Raw genomic sequence first — 18,491 nt, forward strand, 5'->3', positions numbered from 1 at the left:
GATAGACGCATCAGATTTGTTCAGGGTTAGACGCAGCGGTGTGCCATCGTCAAAGAGTTCAATCTCGTCCGTGAGAACTTACCCTTCGGGTGCGAACTGAAGCATTGTCAGGGCCGCGTCGCGTGCGGACGGGTCAGCTGCCAAACCTTTGAGTGTGATTGTGTTGTCTTCGACGCGCACCGTGCTTTCGATCAGTGCAGTGGTCGATTGCGATGCCGCGATGACAGCCAAGGGATACCCCTCGGGAGCGCCAGAGGCGAGAGGCAGGTCGCCGCTAAGATCCATTCCAGTACCTTCGTCGATGGCGGCCTGTGCGATCGCTGTCGGCGCGTTGCCAGAGGCGGCAATGCCGTCGGCGTTACTGGTCAGCTCGAAAACATAGGGTGCTGCGGCTGGCAAAACTTCGATTTCATCATGTACGACACGGCGGCCATCAACAACGTCCAAAGATGCGAGGATTGCCTCGCGGATCAGCTTCGGTATCAGCGATTCCAGAAACACTGATGTCCCGACCTTCGACACGGGTTTGAACACCGTGGATTGCTGTTTCCGTTGCAGACAGTGCCCGCGCCCGAATATCATTTTCCATCTCAAAGGATGTGCGCATCGTACCGTATGCACCGACCAAACCCACACCGCCCGCCAAAACGAGACCACCAACTAGTTTACGCAAGATCATTTCCCCCGATCTAAAAGGCGCGGTTGCGCCCTGACGGGGTGGATCATGGAAATTCTTAACCAGTTGACAAGAAAAAGTTGGGGCGAAACGTCAATATCAAGACGTTTCGCCAAAATTTCCCCCTAAATCTGGGGAAAACGCATCAAATAGCGGCTTTGCGGCTTTCTGTGAGATAGATTTCGCGCAGCCGTGCGGCGACCGTTCCAGGTGTTCCTGTACCAACTGCCTCGCCATCAATCTCGACCACAGGCATCACAAAGGTCGAAGCCGACGTGATAAACGCCTCATCAGCGTTTTTAGCTTCTTCTAGTGTAAAGGCACGCTCTTCAACCTTCATCTGGGCCTCTCGAGCAAAGGCAAGAACCGCCTTACGAGTGATGCCATGCAGGATTTCGTTCCCGAGATGCCGCGTGATGATTTTGTCATCTTTCACAATGTAGGCATTGTTGGATGTGCCTTCGGTCACGTGGCCGTCTTCGACCATCCACGCGTCATCGCATCCGGCGCCTTTCGCCATCATCTTGCCCATGGATGGATAGAGCAGCTGCACGGTTTTGATATCGCGGCGGCCCCAACGCTGGTCTTCGATGCTGATAATCTTGATACCTGTTTTGGCGGCTGGGCTATCGGCGAGGCCGGGCTTGGACTGTGTAAACAGAACGATCGTCGGCTCGGTGTCGTCAGATGGATAGGCAAAGTCACGATCACCGGGATTACCGCGAGTGATCTGGAGATAAATCATGCCATCAGAGATATCGTTGGCGCGGACCAATTCGCGGTGCACCGCAAGGAGGTCGGCCTTTTCAATCGGGTTGCGCATTCCCAGCTCGTTCAGGCTGCGTTCAAGACGGACAGCGTGGCCGTCAAAATCCAAAATCTTGCCACCCAAAACGGACGTCACTTCGTAGACGCCATCGGCAAAGAGAAAGCCACGGTCAAAAACAGACACGTTGGCCTCGTTCTCGGGTAGGTATTTACCGTTCAGGTATACAGTGCGCATTTTGGTCATCCCCAAAGTGTTGTGGCGGGGGCGTGCACGCCCGCCTCGTCAAAAGTCAGTGGTGTATCGCGGTCTTCTGCCAAGAGAAGCGGGCCGTCAAGGTCGGTAAAGCCAACACCTGATGCCACGAGGGTCGCGGGGGCCATCGCCAGCGACGAGCCAACCATACAGCCAACCATCACGCCATAGCCCGCGGCGATCGCATCTCGCTTGAGCGCGAACGCCTCGGTCAGGCCGCCGGTTTTGTCGAGCTTGATGTTTACATAGTCATATTTGCCCTTGAGCCCTGCGAGGCTCGCGCGGTCATGACAGCTTTCGTCGGCGCAGACCGGCAGAGGGCGCTCGATCTCGGACAATAGGTCATCTGCACCCGCTGGCATCGGCTGTTCGACCAATTGAACACCCAACCGCACAAGATGCGGGGCAAGCTCGGAATAGACTTCAGCAGTCCAACCTTCGTTTGCATCTACGATGATACGGGACTTGGGGGCGCCGCGACGGACAGCCTCGAGACGAGCCATGTCGTCGGGTGTGCCCAGCTTGATCTTGAGCAGCGGGCGAAAGGCGTTTTTGGCGGCCTGTTGTTCCATCGCGTCAGGTGTGTCCAGCGACAGTGTATACGCGGTGATTTCGGTCGAAGGGGTCGGCATGCCCAACAAATCCCAAACCCGTTTGCCAGAAAATTTCGCGGCATGGTCCCACAGGGCACAGTCCACCGCATTGCGGGCGGCCCCAGCGGACAAAGCGGATTGCAGCGCATCGCGTGTGATATCAGCCGGCAATCCATTGATCTGATCGGTTACGCTGTCCAGCGTTTCATCATAGCGCGCATAAGGCACGCATTCGCCCCAACCTGTAACGCCATCGCGGGTGATTTTAACCGTAAGCACCTTGGCTTCGGTCCGGCTGCCGCGCGAAATGGTAAAGACTTGGGCGAGTTTGAACACATCATGGGTGACAGTGATCATGGGTTGTCCTTTGCGCGTGTTGGATGCGGGGGGATTGGCCCCCCGCACCGATAGCTTAGATCGCTTCGAGAGCGTCGACCAGACGGCCAGCACCGTAACGGTATGGATCGACAGTCGGCAGGCCCATGCGGTCTTCGACTTCGGCGAGGTATTTCTTCGCCTCATCGTCCGACAGGTGCTGGGTGTTCACCGAGATGCCCGCAACTACACAATCTGGGTTCGCTACGCGAGCCATAGACAGGGCCGCATCGCGCAGTGCTTCGAGCGACGGCTGTTTGTAATCAGGCAAGCCGCGCATGTGCGTACGGGTTGGTTCGTGAGCGAGGATCAACGCGTCAGGCTGGCCACCATGGATCAGCGCCATCGTGACGCCAGAATATGACACGTGGAACAGGCTGCCCTGCCCTTCGATGTGATCCCAGTGATCCGCATCATTGTCAGGTGTGAGGTATTCGACCGCGCCCGCCATAAAGTCGGCAATCACAGCGTCGAGCGGCACACCGCCACCCGTGATCAGGATGCCGGTTTGGCCGGTTGGACGGAACGTCGATTTCATGCCCCGTTTGCGCATCTTGGCGTCCATGGCGAGACCTGTGTACATTTTTCCGACAGAACAGTCAGTGCCAACTGCGAGGCACCGCTTGCCAGTCCGCTTTTTGCCATTGGCGATTGGATAGGCCACCGACGGAATACGTACATCAAAGAGGGTGCGACCGTTGACACGTGCTGCGGCTTGCAGGCTGTCTTCGTCGCGCAGCAGATTGTGCAGGCCAGACGCGATGTCGTAGCCAAGCTCAAGCGCACGAACGAGGATTTTTTTCCATGCGTCCGAGATCACACCACCGCGGTTCGCTACACCGATCACGAGGGTCTTGGCACCAGCGGCCAGACCTTCTTCTAGTGTCATGTCAGTGATGCCCAGATCGGCGCCACAGTCTTTCATGCGGAATTGACCCAGCGCATTCTCGGGGCGCCAGTCCTTGATGCCGATTGCGACCTTGGCGGCCAATTGGTCCGGCGCGTCGCCGAGGAATAGAAGGTATGGTGTCTGGATCATGGTATGTTCCCCTAGGTTTCGCCGCACTCTCGCGCAAATGCGTCAGGAAAAGTTACCTATTCGTGCACAAGACGACATCATAGAGCCAAATTTATCGCGCAGGATGTCCAGTCGACGCAAAAATCTTGCGTCAGGCTGCTGACCGACAATCAAATTGCCCGCAGAATCAGGAATTACCCCCCAAGTGATCCCAGATTTCTTGAACCCATTGTTTGATTTGCAAAGCCTCATCCCAGCGGTTGGACATCTCGATCCCGTTCGCGTCGGTCATGGCGTATTCAGGCGGACCCAATTCGCAGGTAAAAATGCAATCGCCCGTCGGATTTCTATCGCGCCAAGAAGCCAGCCCTTCGCGCCACCACTCTTTGAAAAGAGCGACCCATTTTTGGTGCTGTGGAAAGTCGAGCTGCAGTTGAATTTGCTGACGGCTTGCAACGCGGCCTTGGAAGCTGTCAGAGCGTTTCAGGATGCGGCTGATCAACGCACGATCGGCATCCGATACAGGGTACCAGAATTCGCGATCGACAACATAGTGGCTTAGGTCGGCACACAGGCGCATTTCGGGAATACGGTCGATCAGCTGAAGCGTGACAAACAGATCGTTGGTGATGCAGTTGCGGTGTGTCTCAAACTGGATCGGCATTCCGATCTGATCGCTCATCTCGATCCAGCGGTGGATGATCGGTTCCATCTCTGGGATCGACAGTGGCATGACCTGTCCGATCACGTCGACAAATGGCGCGCCAAAATCGGCAGCCATATGAAGCGTATCGGCAAAGCCTTCGATCTCTTTGGGGAAGGCGACGATAAGTGGGGTCAGGTTGTTACGCTCTAGATGCGGGCGCACCGCATGAGCGACCGACACGTCTGCGGCGCCCAGATCAATCGCAAGCCCGTCATAGCCGGCGGCAGCGACCATTTCGCAGACTTGGTCATGGGGCAATTTGATCCCTGTTGGATCATGGGGCTGCATCGCCCAGAGCGAGGTATAGAATTTAAGTTGGCGCATTGATCTGTCTCCCTGACAAACACCCTGCGGCGTAGGGCTTGATCTGGCAAGTCTCACGAAATGCTGCGATTGCAAAATCGGCTGTTGCGATGCGGCGCGCATTATAATATCTCACAGGTCGATCCGCACGAAATATTATAACCAAGGTGAACCTGATGTCCTTTCGTCTCCAACCTACGCCAGTGGCCCGCCCGAACCGTTGTCAGCTGTTTGGCCCAGGATCGAACGTAAAGCTGTTCGAGAAAATGGCGGCGAGCGCTGCGGATGTCGTGAACCTCGATCTAGAGGACAGCGTTGCACCAACAGACAAAGATGCAGCACGTGCCAATGTCATCAAAGCGATCAGCGATGTGGATTGGGGCACCAAGACTGTCAGCGTCCGGATCAACGGATTGGACACGCCCTATTGGTACCGCGACGTGGTCGACCTGATGGAGCACGCTGGCGAACGGCTGGACCAAATCATGATCCCCAAGGTCGGTTGTGCAGCAGACATCTATGCGGTTGATGCGCTGGTCTCCGCAATCGAAGCGGCCAAGGGGCGCAGTAAGCGGGTCAGCTTTGAAGTTATTATCGAGAGCGCCGCGGGCATCGCCCATGTTGAGGAAATCGCCGCATCAAGCGATCGTTTGCAAGCGATGAGCCTCGGGGCCGCGGATTTTGCGGCCTCTATGGGCATGCAGACAACGGGGATCGGTGGCACCCAAGAAAACTATTACATGGAGCGCAATGGCGTTCAGCATTGGTCAGACCCGTGGCATTGGGCCCAAGCTGCGATTGTAGCTGCATGTCGGACACACGGCGTGTTGCCCGTCGATGGCCCCTTTGGCGACTTTAGCGATGATGAAGGCTTCCGGGCTCAGGCGCGGCGTTCAGCGACGCTGGGGATGGTTGGTAAATGGGCGATCCACCCCAAACAGATTGCGTTGGCCAACGAAGTATTCACGCCATCCGATGAACAAGTCGCCGAGGCACGCGAAATCCTCGCGGCGATGGAAACGGCCAAGGCCAACAGTGAAGGCGCAACCGTCTACAAAGGGCGTCTTGTGGACATCGCAAGCATCAAACAAGCCGAAGTAATCGTCCGCCAATCAGAAATGATCGCAGGCGGCTAAGGCCGCGCACTACAACGCGGCAGCAATAGGCGCAGATGTGCCTGATCCGTTCAAAGAAGGTGGGCGCGGCACAGTCGGCGCCCCTTTTCGCATCTGCCCACCGTTGCAATGGGCGCAAAGGGGCGGCATATAACCTTCAGTCAACTTGATCTGAGGCGTCCCATGACCAACTACCTCGAATTTGAAAAACCTGTGGCCGATCTGGTCGGCAAGGCTGAAGAGCTCCGTGCGATTGCACGTGCTTCCGAGGAGCCCACAGATGTCGAAGACGAGGCCAGTGCGCTGGACGCCAAAGCCGCAGAGTTGCTCGAAGATTTGTACGGATCGCTGACGCCTTGGCGCAAATGCCAAGTGGCCCGTCACCCCGACCGCCCGCATACCCAAGATTACATTGCCGCTCTGTTCACGGATTACACACCGCTTGCAGGTGACCGAAATTTTGCCGACGACCTCGCCGTAATGGGCGGTTTGTGCCGCTTTGACGGCCAGCCGGTTGTCGTGATCGGCCATGAAAAAGGCAACGACACCAAGAGCCGGATTGAGCGGAACTTTGGCATGGCGCGGCCAGAAGGTTACCGCAAAGCTGTCCGTTTGATGGATCTGGCTGAACGGTTTGGCCTGCCTGTGATCACTTTGGTCGATACCGCAGGTGCTTATCCCGGAAAAGGCGCTGAAGAACGCGGCCAGTCCGAAGCGATCGCACGCTCGACCGAGAAATGTCTACAACTGACCGTACCACTGATTTCTGTGATTATTGGCGAGGGTGGCTCTGGTGGCGCGGTGGCGTTTGCAACAGCAAACCGTGTCGCCATGCTCGAACATTCGATTTATTCGGTGATCTCGCCCGAAGGCTGTGCCTCGATCCTGTGGAAAGACGCCGAGAAAATGCGTGAGGCCGCCGAAGCCTTGCGCCTGACAGCCCAAGACCTAAGCCAGCTGGGTGTTTGTGACCGCATTATCGAAGAGCCAATGGGCGGCGCGCATCGCGACAAAGATGCGACCTTTGACACTGTGCGCGGTGCGATTGCCGCGATGCTGGGCGAATTGGGCGAACAGCCGCGCGACCAGTTGAAATCCAATCGCCGTGCCAAGTATTTGGCTCTGGGGTCCAAGGGGTTGGCGGCGTAACGTCACCCCCCCTTTGACCACCCCACCTAAATGGCCTAGAACGCGCCAAAATTAGGATCATATGACATGACAGACTCGAACAAATACCAGCGTTTTGCAGACCTTCGCGCGCAGGGGGTCGAACCTTTTCCAGCGAAACGTGTCGATTATGTCTATGCAGCTGATCTGCAATCGAAATACGCCGAACTGCCAGATGGCGAAGTGACCGAAGACGTTGTCACAGTTGCGGGCCGTATCCACGCCATTCGCAACAGCGGCATGTTCGTCGATCTGCGCGATGCAACTGGCCGTATTCAGGTCTATTCTGATGTCAAAGGCGGCGGCCCAATTGCCGAAATGCTGGCCCTGATGAAGGTTGGTGATTTTGCCAGCGTCGAAGGCGTCGTGCGCCGCACAGGCCGTGGCGAACTGACGGTGAATTCAACAGACGTAAAGCTTCAATCGGCAATGATCGGCGAGATGCCGGACAAGCATCACGGCATGTCTGATGTCGAAGCAATCTACCGCGCACGCTATATCGATCTGGTCTCGAACCAAGACAGCAAGGATAGGTTCCTTGCACGGTCCAAGATTGTGCGTGCGATCCGCCGCACGTTCGAGGGCATGGATTATGTCGAAGTCGAAACGCCAATGTTGCACCCGATCTCTGGCGGTGCGGCGGCACGGCCGTTTACCACGCATTACAACGCGCTGGATTCCCAGTTCTACCTGCGCATCGCACCCGAGCTGTATCTCAAGCGTCTGATCGTTGGCGGCCTGGCCCCCGGTGTGTTCGAGATCAACCGCAACTTCCGCAACGAAGGTGTTTCGAAAAAACACAACCCCGAGTTCACGATGCTCGAAGCGTATGAAGCGTTTGCAGATTTCGAGACAATGAAACAACGGATTGCCGAGATTTGCGAAGCGGCCTGTGTTGCGGTGAACGGATCAACGACCGCCACCTATCAGGGCACCGAGCTCTCGTTCAAAGCGCCATTCCAAGAAATTGAAATGGCTGAACTGATCAAGAATACGCTGGGCATTGATTTCCGCGAAATCCCTGATGCCGCCGCAGCCCGTGCTGCGATGGCAGAAAAGGGTGTCGAGGTTCCAGCAGATGCCACTTGGGGTGAATGCATGGAAGTGGCCTTTGATGAATACGGTGAAGCAACGCTGATCCAACCAACCCACGTGACAATGTACCCGTCCGAGATTTCGCCGTTGTCCAAGCCGTGTCTCGACGATCCACGTTTCTGCGAGCGGTTCGAGAGCTTTGCCAACGGCTGGGAGATCGCCAATGCGTTCTCCGAGCTGAATGATCCAGAAAAACAGCTAGCGATTTTTGAGGGCCAAGTGGCCCAAGACGCGTCGCGTGGCGAAACCGAGCGCGAAGTCGACTATGAATACGTCGCGGCCTTGGATTTTGCGATGCCACCAACGGGTGGTTTGGGTCTGGGCATTGACCGCTTGGCGATGCTGTTGACCGATGCCACACACATCAAAGAAGTCATTCTGTTCCCAACCCTGCGCCGCCGGTCTGACAACTAGGCCTGCGGGCCGCCTGAGGCGGTCAGGATAGGGATGCGCCGCAAGGCGCACCTTTGGATCAACACGTGGTTTTTTGCGCGTGGCCTGACCAGTCTGCGTCATATTGCGCGCCCTCGAACTCTGCTTTGATCTCGGCCAGCATGTCACCGACACTGGGCAAGCCCGCGGATTGATCACCGGCAGTCCAAAGTTCGGACCGCATTAGTGCGCGGGCGCATTGCGAATAGACTTCGGCAATATCAAACAAAATCACGCTGCGCGGGTTCTGTCCCCTTTGCTCGAAGCTAGAGAGCAACGACGCGTCAGTGCGGACCTGCGCAGTTCCATTGATGCGGATCACGTTATTTGATCCCGGCACCATAAACATTAACGATGCACGCCCGTCGCGGGCGATATTGCGCAAACAGTCCATCCGGTTGTTGCCCCGTCAATCTGGCAGCGCAAGCGTGCGGTTGTCTTCGATCCGGATGACCATGCCGTCATCGCCACGGGGACTTGCGTCAGTCCCTTTGGGGCCAACGGTCGAAAGAATGCAAAACCGCGAGGCGCTGATCCAACGGGTGTATGTTTCGTTCAGGTGGTCTGTGACCTTGATCACACTTGCCTCACCGGGGGTGCCGTAGATGGCTTCGAGCTGGCTCACGTCCGTGATCTGGCTCATTTGGCAACGAACCCTGCCTCGGCCATCAGCGCGTCCGAGTTGGTTTCGATACGTTTTTCAAGCTCGCCCATGAACGCGTCGACCTCTAGTCCCGCCTCAATGCGCGGCAAAAATTCGATCACAGCAGTTCCCGGTTTGCGGTAGATGCCAATGCGCGGCCAAAAGAGACCGACGTTGCAGCCGACCGGAACACACGGAAGACCCAATTGAGAATAGAGAACACCAGTGCCGATTTTGTATGGCACATCGGCCCCCGGCGCGATGCGCGTTCCTTGCGGGTAAATGATCAACTGACCCCCATTTGATTTACCTGCTTCAACCTCGGCAGCCATACGTTTGATCGCCACTGCCTTTCTGCCGCGATCGACAAAGATGCATCCGATGCGCATGCCGTATTGGCCCAAAACCGGCGCCCATTTCAGCTGTTTCTTGGCGATGAATTTGCCGCGTGGGATCGAGCCGTAGATCATAATGATATCGAGGAACGATTGATGTTTGCCCGCGACAATCACTTCGTCCGTCGGCGGCGTGCCGCGAACTTCGGTCTTCAGACCTACCATCCACGACGCTGTCCAACGGGTCCACCGGCACCAAGCATGACATCCTGCAAAGGCACCCGCGGGTGAAATAAGTGCCCAAGGCAACCACAGCAATCCGATGACAAGCATCATAAAGTAGGCTTGGCCAACAAAGATCAGGCTACGAACCCATTGAATACCGTATTTCATGAGCGTTCCTTTAAGGTTTTGAGGGCTGCTGCACGCGTCGCGACAAAGGCCACGCTCGCCGCTAGAATCGGAATAAAGAGCGGCCAAATCCAACCAGCCCCTTGGAAGCCGAGCCCTGTCAGAAAACCACCCGCAATATCTGTGCTTGGCAACAGCAATACCGCGATGACACCGAGGAAGGTGCCAGCAGCGGCACCGGCAAGTGCACGTAGTGTAAACCGGCGAACAAAAGCACGAGCGATAAAGATGTCACGCGCGCCCACGAGGCGCAGCACTTGGATGACTTGGGCATTTGCAGCAAGGGCTGCGTTGGCGGCCAATGTGATCATCGCAGCAGTCGCGGCTGCGATTAGAACAAGCGACAAGATCCCCAGCCAGCGCAGCCGCGAGGCCGCATCGACCAACGGTTCGCGCCAGCGTGTGTGATCATCTAGGACCGCACCGGGCACCTCGGCCTGAAGCCGCGCGCGAAGACCCGCGCTGTCATAGCCGCCACCTTCTTCGATGACCTCGATCAATTGTGGAATCGGAAGCGTTTCGACAGGCAGATCAGGCCCGAACCAAGGGGCAAGCAACGCGCGCTGTTCATCAGATGTCAGAGCGCGGGCCGCAGCAACACCAGGTGTTGTTTCCAGAACCGTGATCGCCACGCGTGTCTGCGCCGCCATCTGGTCTGCGGGGGCTGAGATACGCAAGGTCGAGGTGCGCGCCAGCTCGTCCGACCAGCGGTCCGCCAGACGCCCTGTTGCCAATGAAAGAGCCAATGCAAACACCGCAAGAAACGCCATAGCCGCTGCGGAAAATACAGTTAGACGTGCGGTAAACCCTGTGGGTGGCACCACGCGGTCGCCATTGGGATCACCTGCGACAAAGGTCAAAGCGCGGGCGAGGTTCGGGTTCATAGATCCGCCCCCGCGAGTTGCAACCGCCCGTCACGAAGACGCAAGACGCGGGTCGACACTTCGGCCTTGGCCGCACGGATCAGCGTCAAATCATGGGTCGCAACGAGGATCGTCTTGCCCATTTTGTTCAGCTCAATCAGCAGGCGCAGCAACCGTTGCGACATTTCCCAATCCAGATTGCCGGTGGGTTCATCCGCCAGAATGACATCTGGCGACATGATCACCGCCCGCGCAAGAGCCGCGCGTTGCCGCTCACCACCCGATAATTCCGGGGGGAACTGGCCTGCTTGTTTGGACAGTCCGACCCAACCCAAGAGATCAGAAACTTGATCGTATTCCTGCTGTGCGGTGCGGCCTGCGGCCATTAACGGAAGCGCGACATTATCAGTGACACTGAGGTGGTCAAGGAACTGGCAGTCTTGGTGGACGACGCCAATACGGCGACGGGCCAGCGCAATTTGATCGCGGTCGTGTTGACGCGCATCAGCGCCAAACAACCGAACCTGCCCGGACGTTGCGAGCAGTTCACCGTAGCAGAGTTTCAGTAGAGTGGTTTTACCAGCGCCCGATGGCCCAGTCAGAAAATGGAACGATCCCGCAGGTAGGCCTAGCGACACGCCAAAAAACAGCTGGACCCCACTATAGGAATAGGCGACATCGTCCAGCTCGATCATCTGGGGCCACTGCGCGATAGGTTGGAAACAATCATGATCGCGCCCCACTAGAGTAAAGTTGGGCCTTTTTTGCCTCATAAGCGGAATTGTTTCAATGCAAGGAGGGCGCAAATCCTTTGCCTTAAGGCAATGAATTGTTAACAAATGCGAAACAAAGTCATTTCAGATGTGAATATTCGAGGGATCGATGCGGCTAACTTGCCCAAATTGCGGTGCTCAGTACGAGGTTTCGGATGATATAATCCCCGAAACTGGGCGCGATGTGCAGTGCTCGAACTGTGGTCACACCTGGTTTCAGAATTCCGCCGGCTATGATGTCGAGCCTGATGATGCAATTTTCGATGCTGATGGCGATGAGACAGTGCCAGAGATGGCCCTTGCCCCGCCTGAACCCCCTCAGGTTGACCCAGAACTACGCGAACCCGAAGAACCAGAACCCGATTTGCAGTCCTTTGTTGAGGAAGTAAACGAAGAGGTTCAAGAGGAAGTCGCAGCTGCCCCCGAGCGCGCGCGCCAAGAAATTGACCCCAAAGTTGCCGATATCTTGCAACAAGAGGCTAGCTACGAGGCGAAATTGCGGGCTGCCGAGGCAGACGCAATCGAGAGCCAACCGGACTTAGGTTTGGATGATATCCCCGAGGACCCCAAGGCTGAGGCCGAGCGGCGTATGGCACGTTTGCGTGGCGAACCCGATCCTGCTGTTGCGGCTGCCGCGACAACCGGTGCTCGGCGCGAACTTTTGCCCGATATCGAAGAAATCAATTCGACATTGCGGTCGACATCAGATCGCGATGACATCCAGCCAAACCCACTAACCCCACAAGCCGAAGCAAAAAAGCGCCGCAGCGGGTTCCGGATGGGATTTGGGTTTATGATGATCCTCGCCGCACTGGCCGTGGCTGCCTATCTTTATGCGCCTCAGATCATCGAGGCCGTCCCTGCTACCAAAGAGCCGATGACGATGTATGTCGATTGGGTGAACCAAGCACGTGTCTTGCTAGATGCACAGACGACCAACCTGCTGGACCGGTTGAACGACGCGACAGGCTCGGACGGCAGCTAGGCCTACCGACTAGAACCGATCAAGCAGACGGCGCAGATAGTCACGTTCGACTTCTGGGCGATCTTGTTCTGACGACCGACGTCGGATTTCATCCAACAGCTCGCCCGCACGCCGGTAGACATCATCCCCTTGCAGCAAATCCTCGGCGCTACCAATTTGCCCTTCGTTGCCAGCCTGACGACCTAACGGATCGCGGTTTTGCTGGCTTTGCGACGCGGTGAAATCGCCTTGTTCTTGCCCTTGGCCCTGCTGCTGGTCTTGTTGCTGATCATTTTGCGCCATCGCCTCGCCTAGGCTTTGCATTCCTTCGCGCAGCGCATCCATTGCTTCGGATTGTTGATCGATCGCTTCGGCCAGATCATTGTTGCGCAGCGCCTGTTCGGCTCCATCCATCGCCTCGCCAGCACGGTCGAGCGCGTCGCGCGCAGCATCGCCTTCTTTACTGCCAGCACCGGGTAGATTGTTGCGCTGGCGGCTCAACTCGTCCCGCAACGCTTGCTGACGTTGGGCCAATGATTGCTCTGCTTTGGGGCCGCCTTGCTGTCCTTCTGAGCCTTGGCCGTCTTGGGACCCCTGACCTGGTTGCTGGCCTTCTTGGCCTTCACCCTCTTGGCCTTGCTCGCCCTGACCGCCCTCGCCACTGTGTTGCTCGCCCTGACCCTGACCGCCATTGCGACCTTCGTTCTGTTGGCTCTCACCGGCCTGAGCGTTTGGATTGAACTGCTCTTGGAGATCGCGGAACGCTTGGTCTGACAAACCCTGCTGTTCGCGCAGCGTGTCGGACAATCCTTCCATTGCCTGCTCGCCTTCGGACTGGCCCCCCTCACCATTCTGGTTTTCGGTGACTTGGAGGTTCTCCATCATCTCGTTCAGCTCTTCCATCAACTCTTGGGCTTCGGCCATTCGGCCTTCTTCCATCAACTCTTGGATACGGTCCATCATCGCCTGAAGCTCGTCTTGGGTGATGGTCCGGCTGTTCTCGCCCGTCTGCGGCTGATCAGTTCCATCAACGTTCTGCGGGTTTTGCTGGGCCAACTGGCGCATGTAGTCTTCTGTCGCGTCGCGCAGCTCTTGCATCAGCTCGGCAATCTCTTCGTCGCTGGCGCCGTTGCGCATTGCCTCTGATAGACGGTCTTGGGCCCGTTCGAGCCGTTCACGCGCATCCGCGAGGCTGCCGTCTTCAAGTTGAATGGCGAGTTCCCACAGGGCCTCAGCCGCCTCGGATTGCAGGCTGTCACTGATCGTGCCGGTCGCATCCAAGACACCGTCCATGCGCCGCACGATTGCCTTGAGTCTTAGATACGGGACTTCGGAGGTAAAGATATCTTCTGGTCGGTGTGAAACCGCCCGTAGAATTTGGACGACGCTGCGGGCGTTCTCGCGCGACCACAAAATATCGCGGCGTTGTTCGATAACCGCACGCGCCATGGGCTGGAAAAAGCGACGGCCTGGCAGAACAATTTTGATGTCAGACGACTGACCGGTTTGGCCCAGCGCATCCTCGACCTCAAACAGAATTGAAACGGTGAGGTTGGCAAAGGGGTGCTCGCTGAGATCTTCGATCAGGGTTTCCTCGAACCGCTGGCGGTCCCCATTAAATGGCATCGGCAGATCAAGGATAAGAGCGGCACGCGGTTCAGGATCGACAGCCAGCCCATAGCTGCGATCGACTAGGTCCAAGTCTAGGGTCACTGTCGCGGTGCCTGCAACCACGCCATAATCGTCGTTGGCGATGAATGATTGTGACATCTCGCCCATGGCGTCAGCCTCGACTTGGGCCGAGATCGCGATGCTAGGCGGTGTGTCCGGCTCAACAATGACGCTCCATTCTGTGCCACCCTCGCCGTTGATCGACAGTGTGCCATTTTGCGTGATCTCAAACGATTGAAGCGCTGCGGCGGCGCTGTCGATATCTGCTGTTCGCGCACTAACAGTTTCAGCAACGGTGAGCGCGCCCACGTCCCCATAGAGCCGCAAAGTCACGCGAGACCCCTGCGGAACCCGAAGACGACCAGCGGGAATGTCAGACAGATAGAGCGTTGGTTTTCCGGTGTAGGCAGGAGGTTCAAACCAGCCTTCCCAAACAGGGCCAGTTGCTGCGGCCGAGACCGTCCCGCCCGAGGCGATCTCGGTGACGGTACCGACCCGCAGGATCGAGCCAAAGATCAAACCAACCGCCAAAAACAGCAGCGCGATATAGCGAAGTCCATACGGATCACGATCTGACACGCGAAGATCGGCGGGCTGCACCCGCGCATCACGAGTGCGGTCAGTCATAAGTTCAATGTGGGTGTCCCAAACCGCTTGGGATGCGGGATCGGTTGCGCCGATCGCCTGCGTGTCGGCGAGCGCTGCAATCGGCCGACCGGGCAGACGCGCATCAATACGGGCAATCGCCTCGGCCCGCAGGGGCATCTTGAAACGACGCAGACCCCAAATCAGGGTCCAGATCGTCGCAGCAACAGCAATGACTGATGCGCCCCAGACGACCTCAACCGCAAGCATGTCATTAAGGCCAAGCATGAGCGCACCAATACACAGCGCAACCACTGACCATAGCGGCCAGAATGCGCGTGCGGTCCGCTCAGCCGACATGCCGACCTGCGTTCCAAACACAGGCCACCGCAAATGTCGGTGGGGGTCGCGAGGTGCGGTCAGGGCAACTCTCCTACGGCTACGTCCTATCAATATAGGACGTTACAGCCATTCGGGAACCGTATCGCGGTTTATGATGTCATCATAGGTCGGACGTGGGCGGATAACCGCAAATTGATCACCCATAACCAGCACTTCGGGGATCAGTGGGCGCGTGTTGTACTCAGATGACATCACCGCGCCATAGGCCCCTGCCGAACGGAACGCCACCAGATCGCCTGCGTTCATGGGCGGCATGTCCCGCGCTTTGGCAAAGGTGTCACCGCTCTCGCAGACAGGACCCACAATATCGTAGGGCGTTTTGTCGACACCAGCAGGTGGCTCGATCACGGGAATGATGTCGTGGTGTGCGCCATACATCGCAGGACGGATGAGGTCATTCATCGCGCCATCAAGGATCATGAATTCGCGATCTTCACCGGACTTGATGTAGATGATTTGCGACACGAGAATACCGGCGTTGCCCGAAATCAGACGCCCCGGTTCAATCTCAATCTCGCAACCCAGATGGCCCAACGTATCAATGATCATTTCACCGTACTGCGCGGGTAATGGCGGGCGGTCGTTATCCCCAATTGCATAGGGGATACCAAGGCCACCACCGAGGTCGAGGCGAGAAATCTCATGCCCATCAGCGCGCAAATGTTCGGTCAGGTCCGCGACTTTTTCATAGGCTGTCTTGAATGGTGCAAGATCGGTCAGTTGACTACCGATGTGGACGTCGATGCCGATCACTTTGAGACTCGGAAGTTTTGCGGCCACCGCATAAATTTCGCGCGCACGGCTGATCGGGATGCCGAACTTGTCGCCCTTGCGTCCCGTTGCAATCTTCTCGTGGGTTTTTGCGTCAACGTCGGGATTGACCCGAACGGTGATCGGAGCGACCACACCAAGATCAGTTGCCACAGCGGACAAGGCCAGCATTTCAGGTTCGCTCTCGACGTTAAATTGCCGGATCCCACCAGTCAGGGCCATTTCCATCTCGGCGCGGGTTTTTCCAATTCCCGAGAACACGATTTTGTTGCCAGAGATACCAGCCGCACGGGCACGGGCGTATTCGCCACCAGACACCACGTCCATACCTGCGCCAGCGTCGCCGAGCAGTTTCAGGATCGCTTGGTTAGATGCAGATTTCATCGCAAAGCAGACGAGGTGGTCAACACCCGCCAGCGCATCATCAAAGAGTTGGAAATGACGCAACAGGGTTGCTGCAGAATACAGATAGAACGGCGTGCCAACCGATGCCGCAATATCTGCGACAGGTACGTCTTCGGCAAACAGAGCGCCGTCGCGATAAAGAAAATGGTCCATAGGTGTATGTCCGCGTCAGAATAGGGTCAGCAGCGTCATATCAAATAGGCGGGATTCCCCAACCCTAAATTATCGCAACGGACTTATGGGCGCAGTCGCAGGAACAAATAGAGTGGCAGACCACAGGACACGCCAATGCAGAACGTGGCAGGGATTGCGATCAAATTAAGCCAGCGTTTTGACGTCGTGGTTTCCCAAATGATCCAAAGCGTGAGGGCAATGGCTGCGATTGTCAGATCCCAAACGAGACCAGAGGCGGCTGCATTTACATGCCACGCATCGACCATCGCCATGATGTCATAGCCGTTTTTACCAAACCATTGCAGAAAGTGGTACATCGGGTGGATCGCTCCCCAGATGGCAATGATCAGAAACAGCCAACGCATCAAAGTTCGAGCCCCACCGTGAGCGAGTTCTGGGTAAAGACGCCCGAATTCGAATTCACTCCGACAGTGGATTTGCCCGACACAGTCGGTGTTACAGGCGCGCCATCCGCGCCACATGACGCAAGGATGGTGAGGGCCAAAAGGGCGGCAGTGATCTTCATTTCAGGTCTCTCCTATTTGGTCCAAGATGATGCGAGCGAGGCCAGAGTAAAGGCCCCTGCCCCATCAACCGTCCAGTTCGGCGGTCCACCGCGCAATTTGTACGCGGACATTGTCGGGGGCAGTCCCGCCATAGCTGGTGCGTGACGCGACTGACGCCTCGACCGTCAGCACGTTGAACACATCATCGGTGATATCCGCATTTACAGCTTGCATATCAGCAAGACTGAGGTCCGGCAGATCACAGTCCTGAGCTTCGGCCATTGCAACCAGTGCACCAGTGACATGGTGTGCCTCGCGGAACGGCAAGTTCAAAGTGCGTACCAACCAGTCAGCCAGATCTGTCGCCGTCGAAAAACCAGAGGCGGCAGAGGCCCGCAACGCTTCGGTGTTGGCAGACATGTCTGCAACCATCCCCGACATCGCGGCCAGCGACAAAAGGAAGTTATCAGCGGCGTCAAAAACCTGCTCTTTGTCTTCTTGCATGTCCTTGGAGTAGGTCAGCGGTAGCCCCTTCATCACCATCATCAACGCGGTATGAGCCCCGAAAATGCGGCCAATTTTCGCGCGCAAAAGCTCGGCTGCGTCCGGGTTCCGTTTTTGCGGCATGATCGAAGAACCCGTCGACCAACGGTCTGACATTTTGACAAACCGGAACTGAGCAGACGACCAGATCACCAACTCTTCTGAGAGGCGCGACAAGTGCATAGCGCAGATCGACGCGTTCGACAAAAATTCAAGCGCAAAGTCGCGGTCCGCCACAGCATCAAGCGAATTGGCCATAGGACGATCAAAGCCCAACGCCTCGGCCGTCATATGACGATCAATTGGATAAGGCGTGCCAGCAAGAGCCGCAGCACCCAGTGGGCTTTCGTTCATCCGAGCACGTGCATCACGGAACCGCGACAGATCGCGGCCCAGCATTTCCACATAAGCCATCATGTGATGGCCCCATGTTACAGGTTGGGCCGTTTGCAGGTGCGTGAAACCGGGCATCACCCAATCAGCGCCTTGTTCGGCCTGACCGATGAACGCGCGCATGACTTGCTGGATGCCTTCGATGGACGCGTCCACTTGGTCGCGGGTCCAGAGGCGAAAATCAACAGCCACTTGGTCGTTGCGCGACCGCGCGGTGTGCAGACGACCTGCGACAGGGCCGATCAGATCAGTCAGCCGCGCCTCAACGTTCATGTGAATGTCTTCAAGCGCCGTTGAGAACGGAAACGTTCCTGCTTCAATTTCTGACAAGACCGTGAGCAGGCCTTCTCTAATCGTTTCGGCATCGGTATCTGTCAGGATGCCTGTGGCGGCCAACATTGCCGCATGGGCCCGAGACCCTTGGATGTCTTGTGCAGCCATGCGTTGATCAAAACCGATCGAGGCGTTGATGGCTTCCATGATGGCGTCGTTTCCAGCTTGGAAACGTCCGCCCCACATTTGGTTCGAGGTCTTGGTCATTGGGATCAACC

The 18,491-nt window shown here is 56.9% G+C and carries 18 protein-coding genes and 1 pseudogene; 4 read left to right on the forward strand and 15 right to left on the reverse strand.

Translation table 11 applies throughout. The features are described from left to right. Nucleotides 1–78 precede the first annotated feature (78 nt). The 6 genes from TR2A62_RS10070 to TR2A62_RS10095 form a co-directional block, all read right to left on the reverse strand. Nucleotides 79–501 carry a hypothetical protein gene (locus tag TR2A62_RS10070; RefSeq protein ID WP_190275701.1) on the reverse strand — a complete coding sequence of 141 codons (423 nt, stop codon included), beginning with the start codon at nt 499–501 and terminating at the stop codon, nt 79–81. Beyond that, nucleotides 434–673, reverse strand: a complete 240-nt coding sequence (locus tag TR2A62_RS10075; protein ID WP_150103480.1) for a hypothetical protein — start codon at nt 671–673, stop codon at nt 434–436. Before TR2A62_RS10075 ends, TR2A62_RS10070 begins: the two co-directional genes overlap by 68 nt. A gap of 148 nt (nt 674–821) precedes the next feature. After that, the gene (locus tag TR2A62_RS10080) at nt 822–1,679 is read right to left on the reverse strand and encodes a D-amino-acid transaminase (protein WP_009159333.1); all 858 of its coding nucleotides are present in this window, start codon (nt 1,677–1,679) and stop codon (nt 822–824) included. 5 nt (nt 1,680–1,684) lie between these two features. Further along, entirely contained in the window at nt 1,685–2,647 is a 963-nt protein-coding gene (gene dgcA, locus TR2A62_RS10085; RefSeq protein WP_009159926.1) for an N-acetyl-D-Glu racemase DgcA, read from the reverse strand. 55 nt (nt 2,648–2,702) lie between these two features. After that, nucleotides 2,703–3,704 carry an N-acetyltransferase DgcN gene (gene dgcN, locus TR2A62_RS10090; protein WP_009159131.1) on the reverse strand — a complete coding sequence of 334 codons (1,002 nt, stop codon included), beginning with the start codon at nt 3,702–3,704 and terminating at the stop codon, nt 2,703–2,705. 166 nt (nt 3,705–3,870) lie between these two features. Further along, on the reverse strand, nt 3,871–4,713 hold the full coding sequence (locus TR2A62_RS10095) for a sugar phosphate isomerase/epimerase (RefSeq protein WP_009160194.1): 843 nt from the start codon (nt 4,711–4,713) through the stop codon (nt 3,871–3,873). Nucleotides 4,714–4,868: 155 nt separating this feature from the next. Here TR2A62_RS10095 and TR2A62_RS10100 point away from each other — a divergent pair, with 155 nt between their 5' ends. From TR2A62_RS10100 to lysS, 3 genes are all read left to right on the forward strand, one after another. Further along, nucleotides 4,869–5,828, forward strand: coding sequence for an L-malyl-CoA/beta-methylmalyl-CoA lyase (locus tag TR2A62_RS10100; protein WP_009158520.1), 960 nt, complete (start codon nt 4,869–4,871; stop codon nt 5,826–5,828). Between the two features lie 162 nt (nt 5,829–5,990). Continuing rightward, a complete protein-coding gene (locus tag TR2A62_RS10105) occupies nt 5,991–6,956 on the forward strand; it encodes an acetyl-CoA carboxylase carboxyltransferase subunit alpha (protein WP_009158726.1) in 966 nt (321 codons plus the stop codon). Nucleotides 6,957–7,022: 66 nt separating this feature from the next. Continuing rightward, nucleotides 7,023–8,483: a lysine--tRNA ligase gene (lysS, locus tag TR2A62_RS10110; protein WP_009159841.1), complete on the forward strand. Its 1,461-nt coding sequence runs from the start codon at nt 7,023–7,025 to the stop codon at nt 8,481–8,483. A gap of 58 nt (nt 8,484–8,541) precedes the next feature. Here the strand turns inward: lysS and TR2A62_RS10115 are convergent. From TR2A62_RS10115 to TR2A62_RS10130, 4 genes and pseudogenes are all read right to left on the reverse strand, one after another. Next, nucleotides 8,542–9,144, reverse strand: a pseudogene (locus TR2A62_RS10115) (pyridoxamine 5'-phosphate oxidase family protein). Then, on the reverse strand, nt 9,141–9,872 hold the full coding sequence (locus TR2A62_RS10120; protein ID WP_009157361.1) for a 1-acyl-sn-glycerol-3-phosphate acyltransferase: 732 nt from the start codon (nt 9,870–9,872) through the stop codon (nt 9,141–9,143). Before TR2A62_RS10120 ends, TR2A62_RS10115 begins: the two are co-directional and overlap by 4 nt. Continuing rightward, a complete protein-coding gene (locus TR2A62_RS10125) occupies nt 9,869–10,774 on the reverse strand; it encodes an ABC transporter permease (protein WP_009157757.1) in 906 nt (301 codons plus the stop codon). Before TR2A62_RS10125 ends, TR2A62_RS10120 begins: the two co-directional genes overlap by 4 nt. Then, the gene (locus tag TR2A62_RS10130) at nt 10,771–11,448 is read right to left on the reverse strand and encodes a cell division ATP-binding protein FtsE (protein ID WP_009158991.1); all 678 of its coding nucleotides are present in this window, start codon (nt 11,446–11,448) and stop codon (nt 10,771–10,773) included. The genes TR2A62_RS10125 and TR2A62_RS10130 overlap by 4 nt, the downstream gene beginning before the upstream one ends. Before the next feature lie 187 nt (nt 11,449–11,635). Between TR2A62_RS10130 and TR2A62_RS10135 the strand changes: the two genes are divergently transcribed. Further along, a complete protein-coding gene (locus TR2A62_RS10135) occupies nt 11,636–12,511 on the forward strand; it encodes a zinc-ribbon domain-containing protein (RefSeq protein ID WP_009159414.1) in 876 nt (291 codons plus the stop codon). A gap of 9 nt (nt 12,512–12,520) precedes the next feature. Here TR2A62_RS10135 and TR2A62_RS10140 read toward each other — a convergent pair whose 3' ends face one another. The 5 genes from TR2A62_RS10140 to argH form a co-directional block, all read right to left on the reverse strand. After that, nucleotides 12,521–15,139: a TIGR02302 family protein gene (locus tag TR2A62_RS10140; RefSeq protein ID WP_369699504.1), complete on the reverse strand. Its 2,619-nt coding sequence runs from the start codon at nt 15,137–15,139 to the stop codon at nt 12,521–12,523. Nucleotides 15,140–15,208: 69 nt separating this feature from the next. Beyond that, the gene (lysA, locus tag TR2A62_RS10145) at nt 15,209–16,477 is read right to left on the reverse strand and encodes a diaminopimelate decarboxylase (protein WP_009159397.1); all 1,269 of its coding nucleotides are present in this window, start codon (nt 16,475–16,477) and stop codon (nt 15,209–15,211) included. 83 nt (nt 16,478–16,560) lie between these two features. Next, entirely contained in the window at nt 16,561–16,863 is a 303-nt protein-coding gene (locus tag TR2A62_RS10150) for a DUF2834 domain-containing protein (protein WP_009160410.1), read from the reverse strand. Then, nucleotides 16,863–17,024 carry a hypothetical protein gene (locus tag TR2A62_RS18805; protein ID WP_009157308.1) on the reverse strand — a complete coding sequence of 54 codons (162 nt, stop codon included), beginning with the start codon at nt 17,022–17,024 and terminating at the stop codon, nt 16,863–16,865. The genes TR2A62_RS10150 and TR2A62_RS18805 overlap by 1 nt, the downstream gene beginning before the upstream one ends. A gap of 64 nt (nt 17,025–17,088) precedes the next feature. Continuing rightward, entirely contained in the window at nt 17,089–18,480 is a 1,392-nt protein-coding gene (gene argH, locus TR2A62_RS10155; RefSeq protein WP_009158301.1) for an argininosuccinate lyase, read from the reverse strand. Between the last annotated feature and the right edge of the window lie 11 nt (nt 18,481–18,491).

Origin of the sequence: Thalassobium sp. R2A62 (assembly GCF_000161835.1) — a bacterium.
Taxonomy (GTDB): Bacteria; Pseudomonadota; Alphaproteobacteria; order Rhodobacterales; family Rhodobacteraceae; genus Thalassobium.

What these genes read in the sequence shown, in the direction of transcription:
- TR2A62_RS10135 (WP_009159414.1), top strand. Translation starts at nt 11,636, where the DNA reads ATGCGGCTAACTTGCCCAAATTGCGGTGCTCAGTACGAGGTTTCGGAT.
- argH (WP_009158301.1), bottom strand. Translation starts at nt 18,480, where the DNA reads ATGACCAAGACCTCGAACCAAATGTGGGGCGGACGTTTCCAAGCTGGA.
- TR2A62_RS10095 (WP_009160194.1), bottom strand. Translation starts at nt 4,713, where the DNA reads ATGCGCCAACTTAAATTCTATACCTCGCTCTGGGCGATGCAGCCCCAT.
- dgcA (WP_009159926.1), bottom strand. Translation starts at nt 2,647, where the DNA reads ATGATCACTGTCACCCATGATGTGTTCAAACTCGCCCAAGTCTTTACC.
- TR2A62_RS10120 (WP_009157361.1), bottom strand. Translation starts at nt 9,872, where the DNA reads ATGAAATACGGTATTCAATGGGTTCGTAGCCTGATCTTTGTTGGCCAA.
- TR2A62_RS10100 (WP_009158520.1), top strand. Translation starts at nt 4,869, where the DNA reads ATGTCCTTTCGTCTCCAACCTACGCCAGTGGCCCGCCCGAACCGTTGT.
- lysS (WP_009159841.1), top strand. Translation starts at nt 7,023, where the DNA reads ATGACAGACTCGAACAAATACCAGCGTTTTGCAGACCTTCGCGCGCAG.
- dgcN (WP_009159131.1), bottom strand. Translation starts at nt 3,704, where the DNA reads ATGATCCAGACACCATACCTTCTATTCCTCGGCGACGCGCCGGACCAA.
- TR2A62_RS10130 (WP_009158991.1), bottom strand. Translation starts at nt 11,448, where the DNA reads ATGATCGAGCTGGACGATGTCGCCTATTCCTATAGTGGGGTCCAGCTG.
- TR2A62_RS18805 (WP_009157308.1), bottom strand. Translation starts at nt 17,024, where the DNA reads ATGAAGATCACTGCCGCCCTTTTGGCCCTCACCATCCTTGCGTCATGT.
- lysA (WP_009159397.1), bottom strand. Translation starts at nt 16,477, where the DNA reads ATGGACCATTTTCTTTATCGCGACGGCGCTCTGTTTGCCGAAGACGTA.
- TR2A62_RS10125 (WP_009157757.1), bottom strand. Translation starts at nt 10,774, where the DNA reads ATGAACCCGAACCTCGCCCGCGCTTTGACCTTTGTCGCAGGTGATCCC.
- TR2A62_RS10080 (WP_009159333.1), bottom strand. Translation starts at nt 1,679, where the DNA reads ATGCGCACTGTATACCTGAACGGTAAATACCTACCCGAGAACGAGGCC.
- TR2A62_RS10150 (WP_009160410.1), bottom strand. Translation starts at nt 16,863, where the DNA reads ATGCGTTGGCTGTTTCTGATCATTGCCATCTGGGGAGCGATCCACCCG.
- TR2A62_RS10105 (WP_009158726.1), top strand. Translation starts at nt 5,991, where the DNA reads ATGACCAACTACCTCGAATTTGAAAAACCTGTGGCCGATCTGGTCGGC.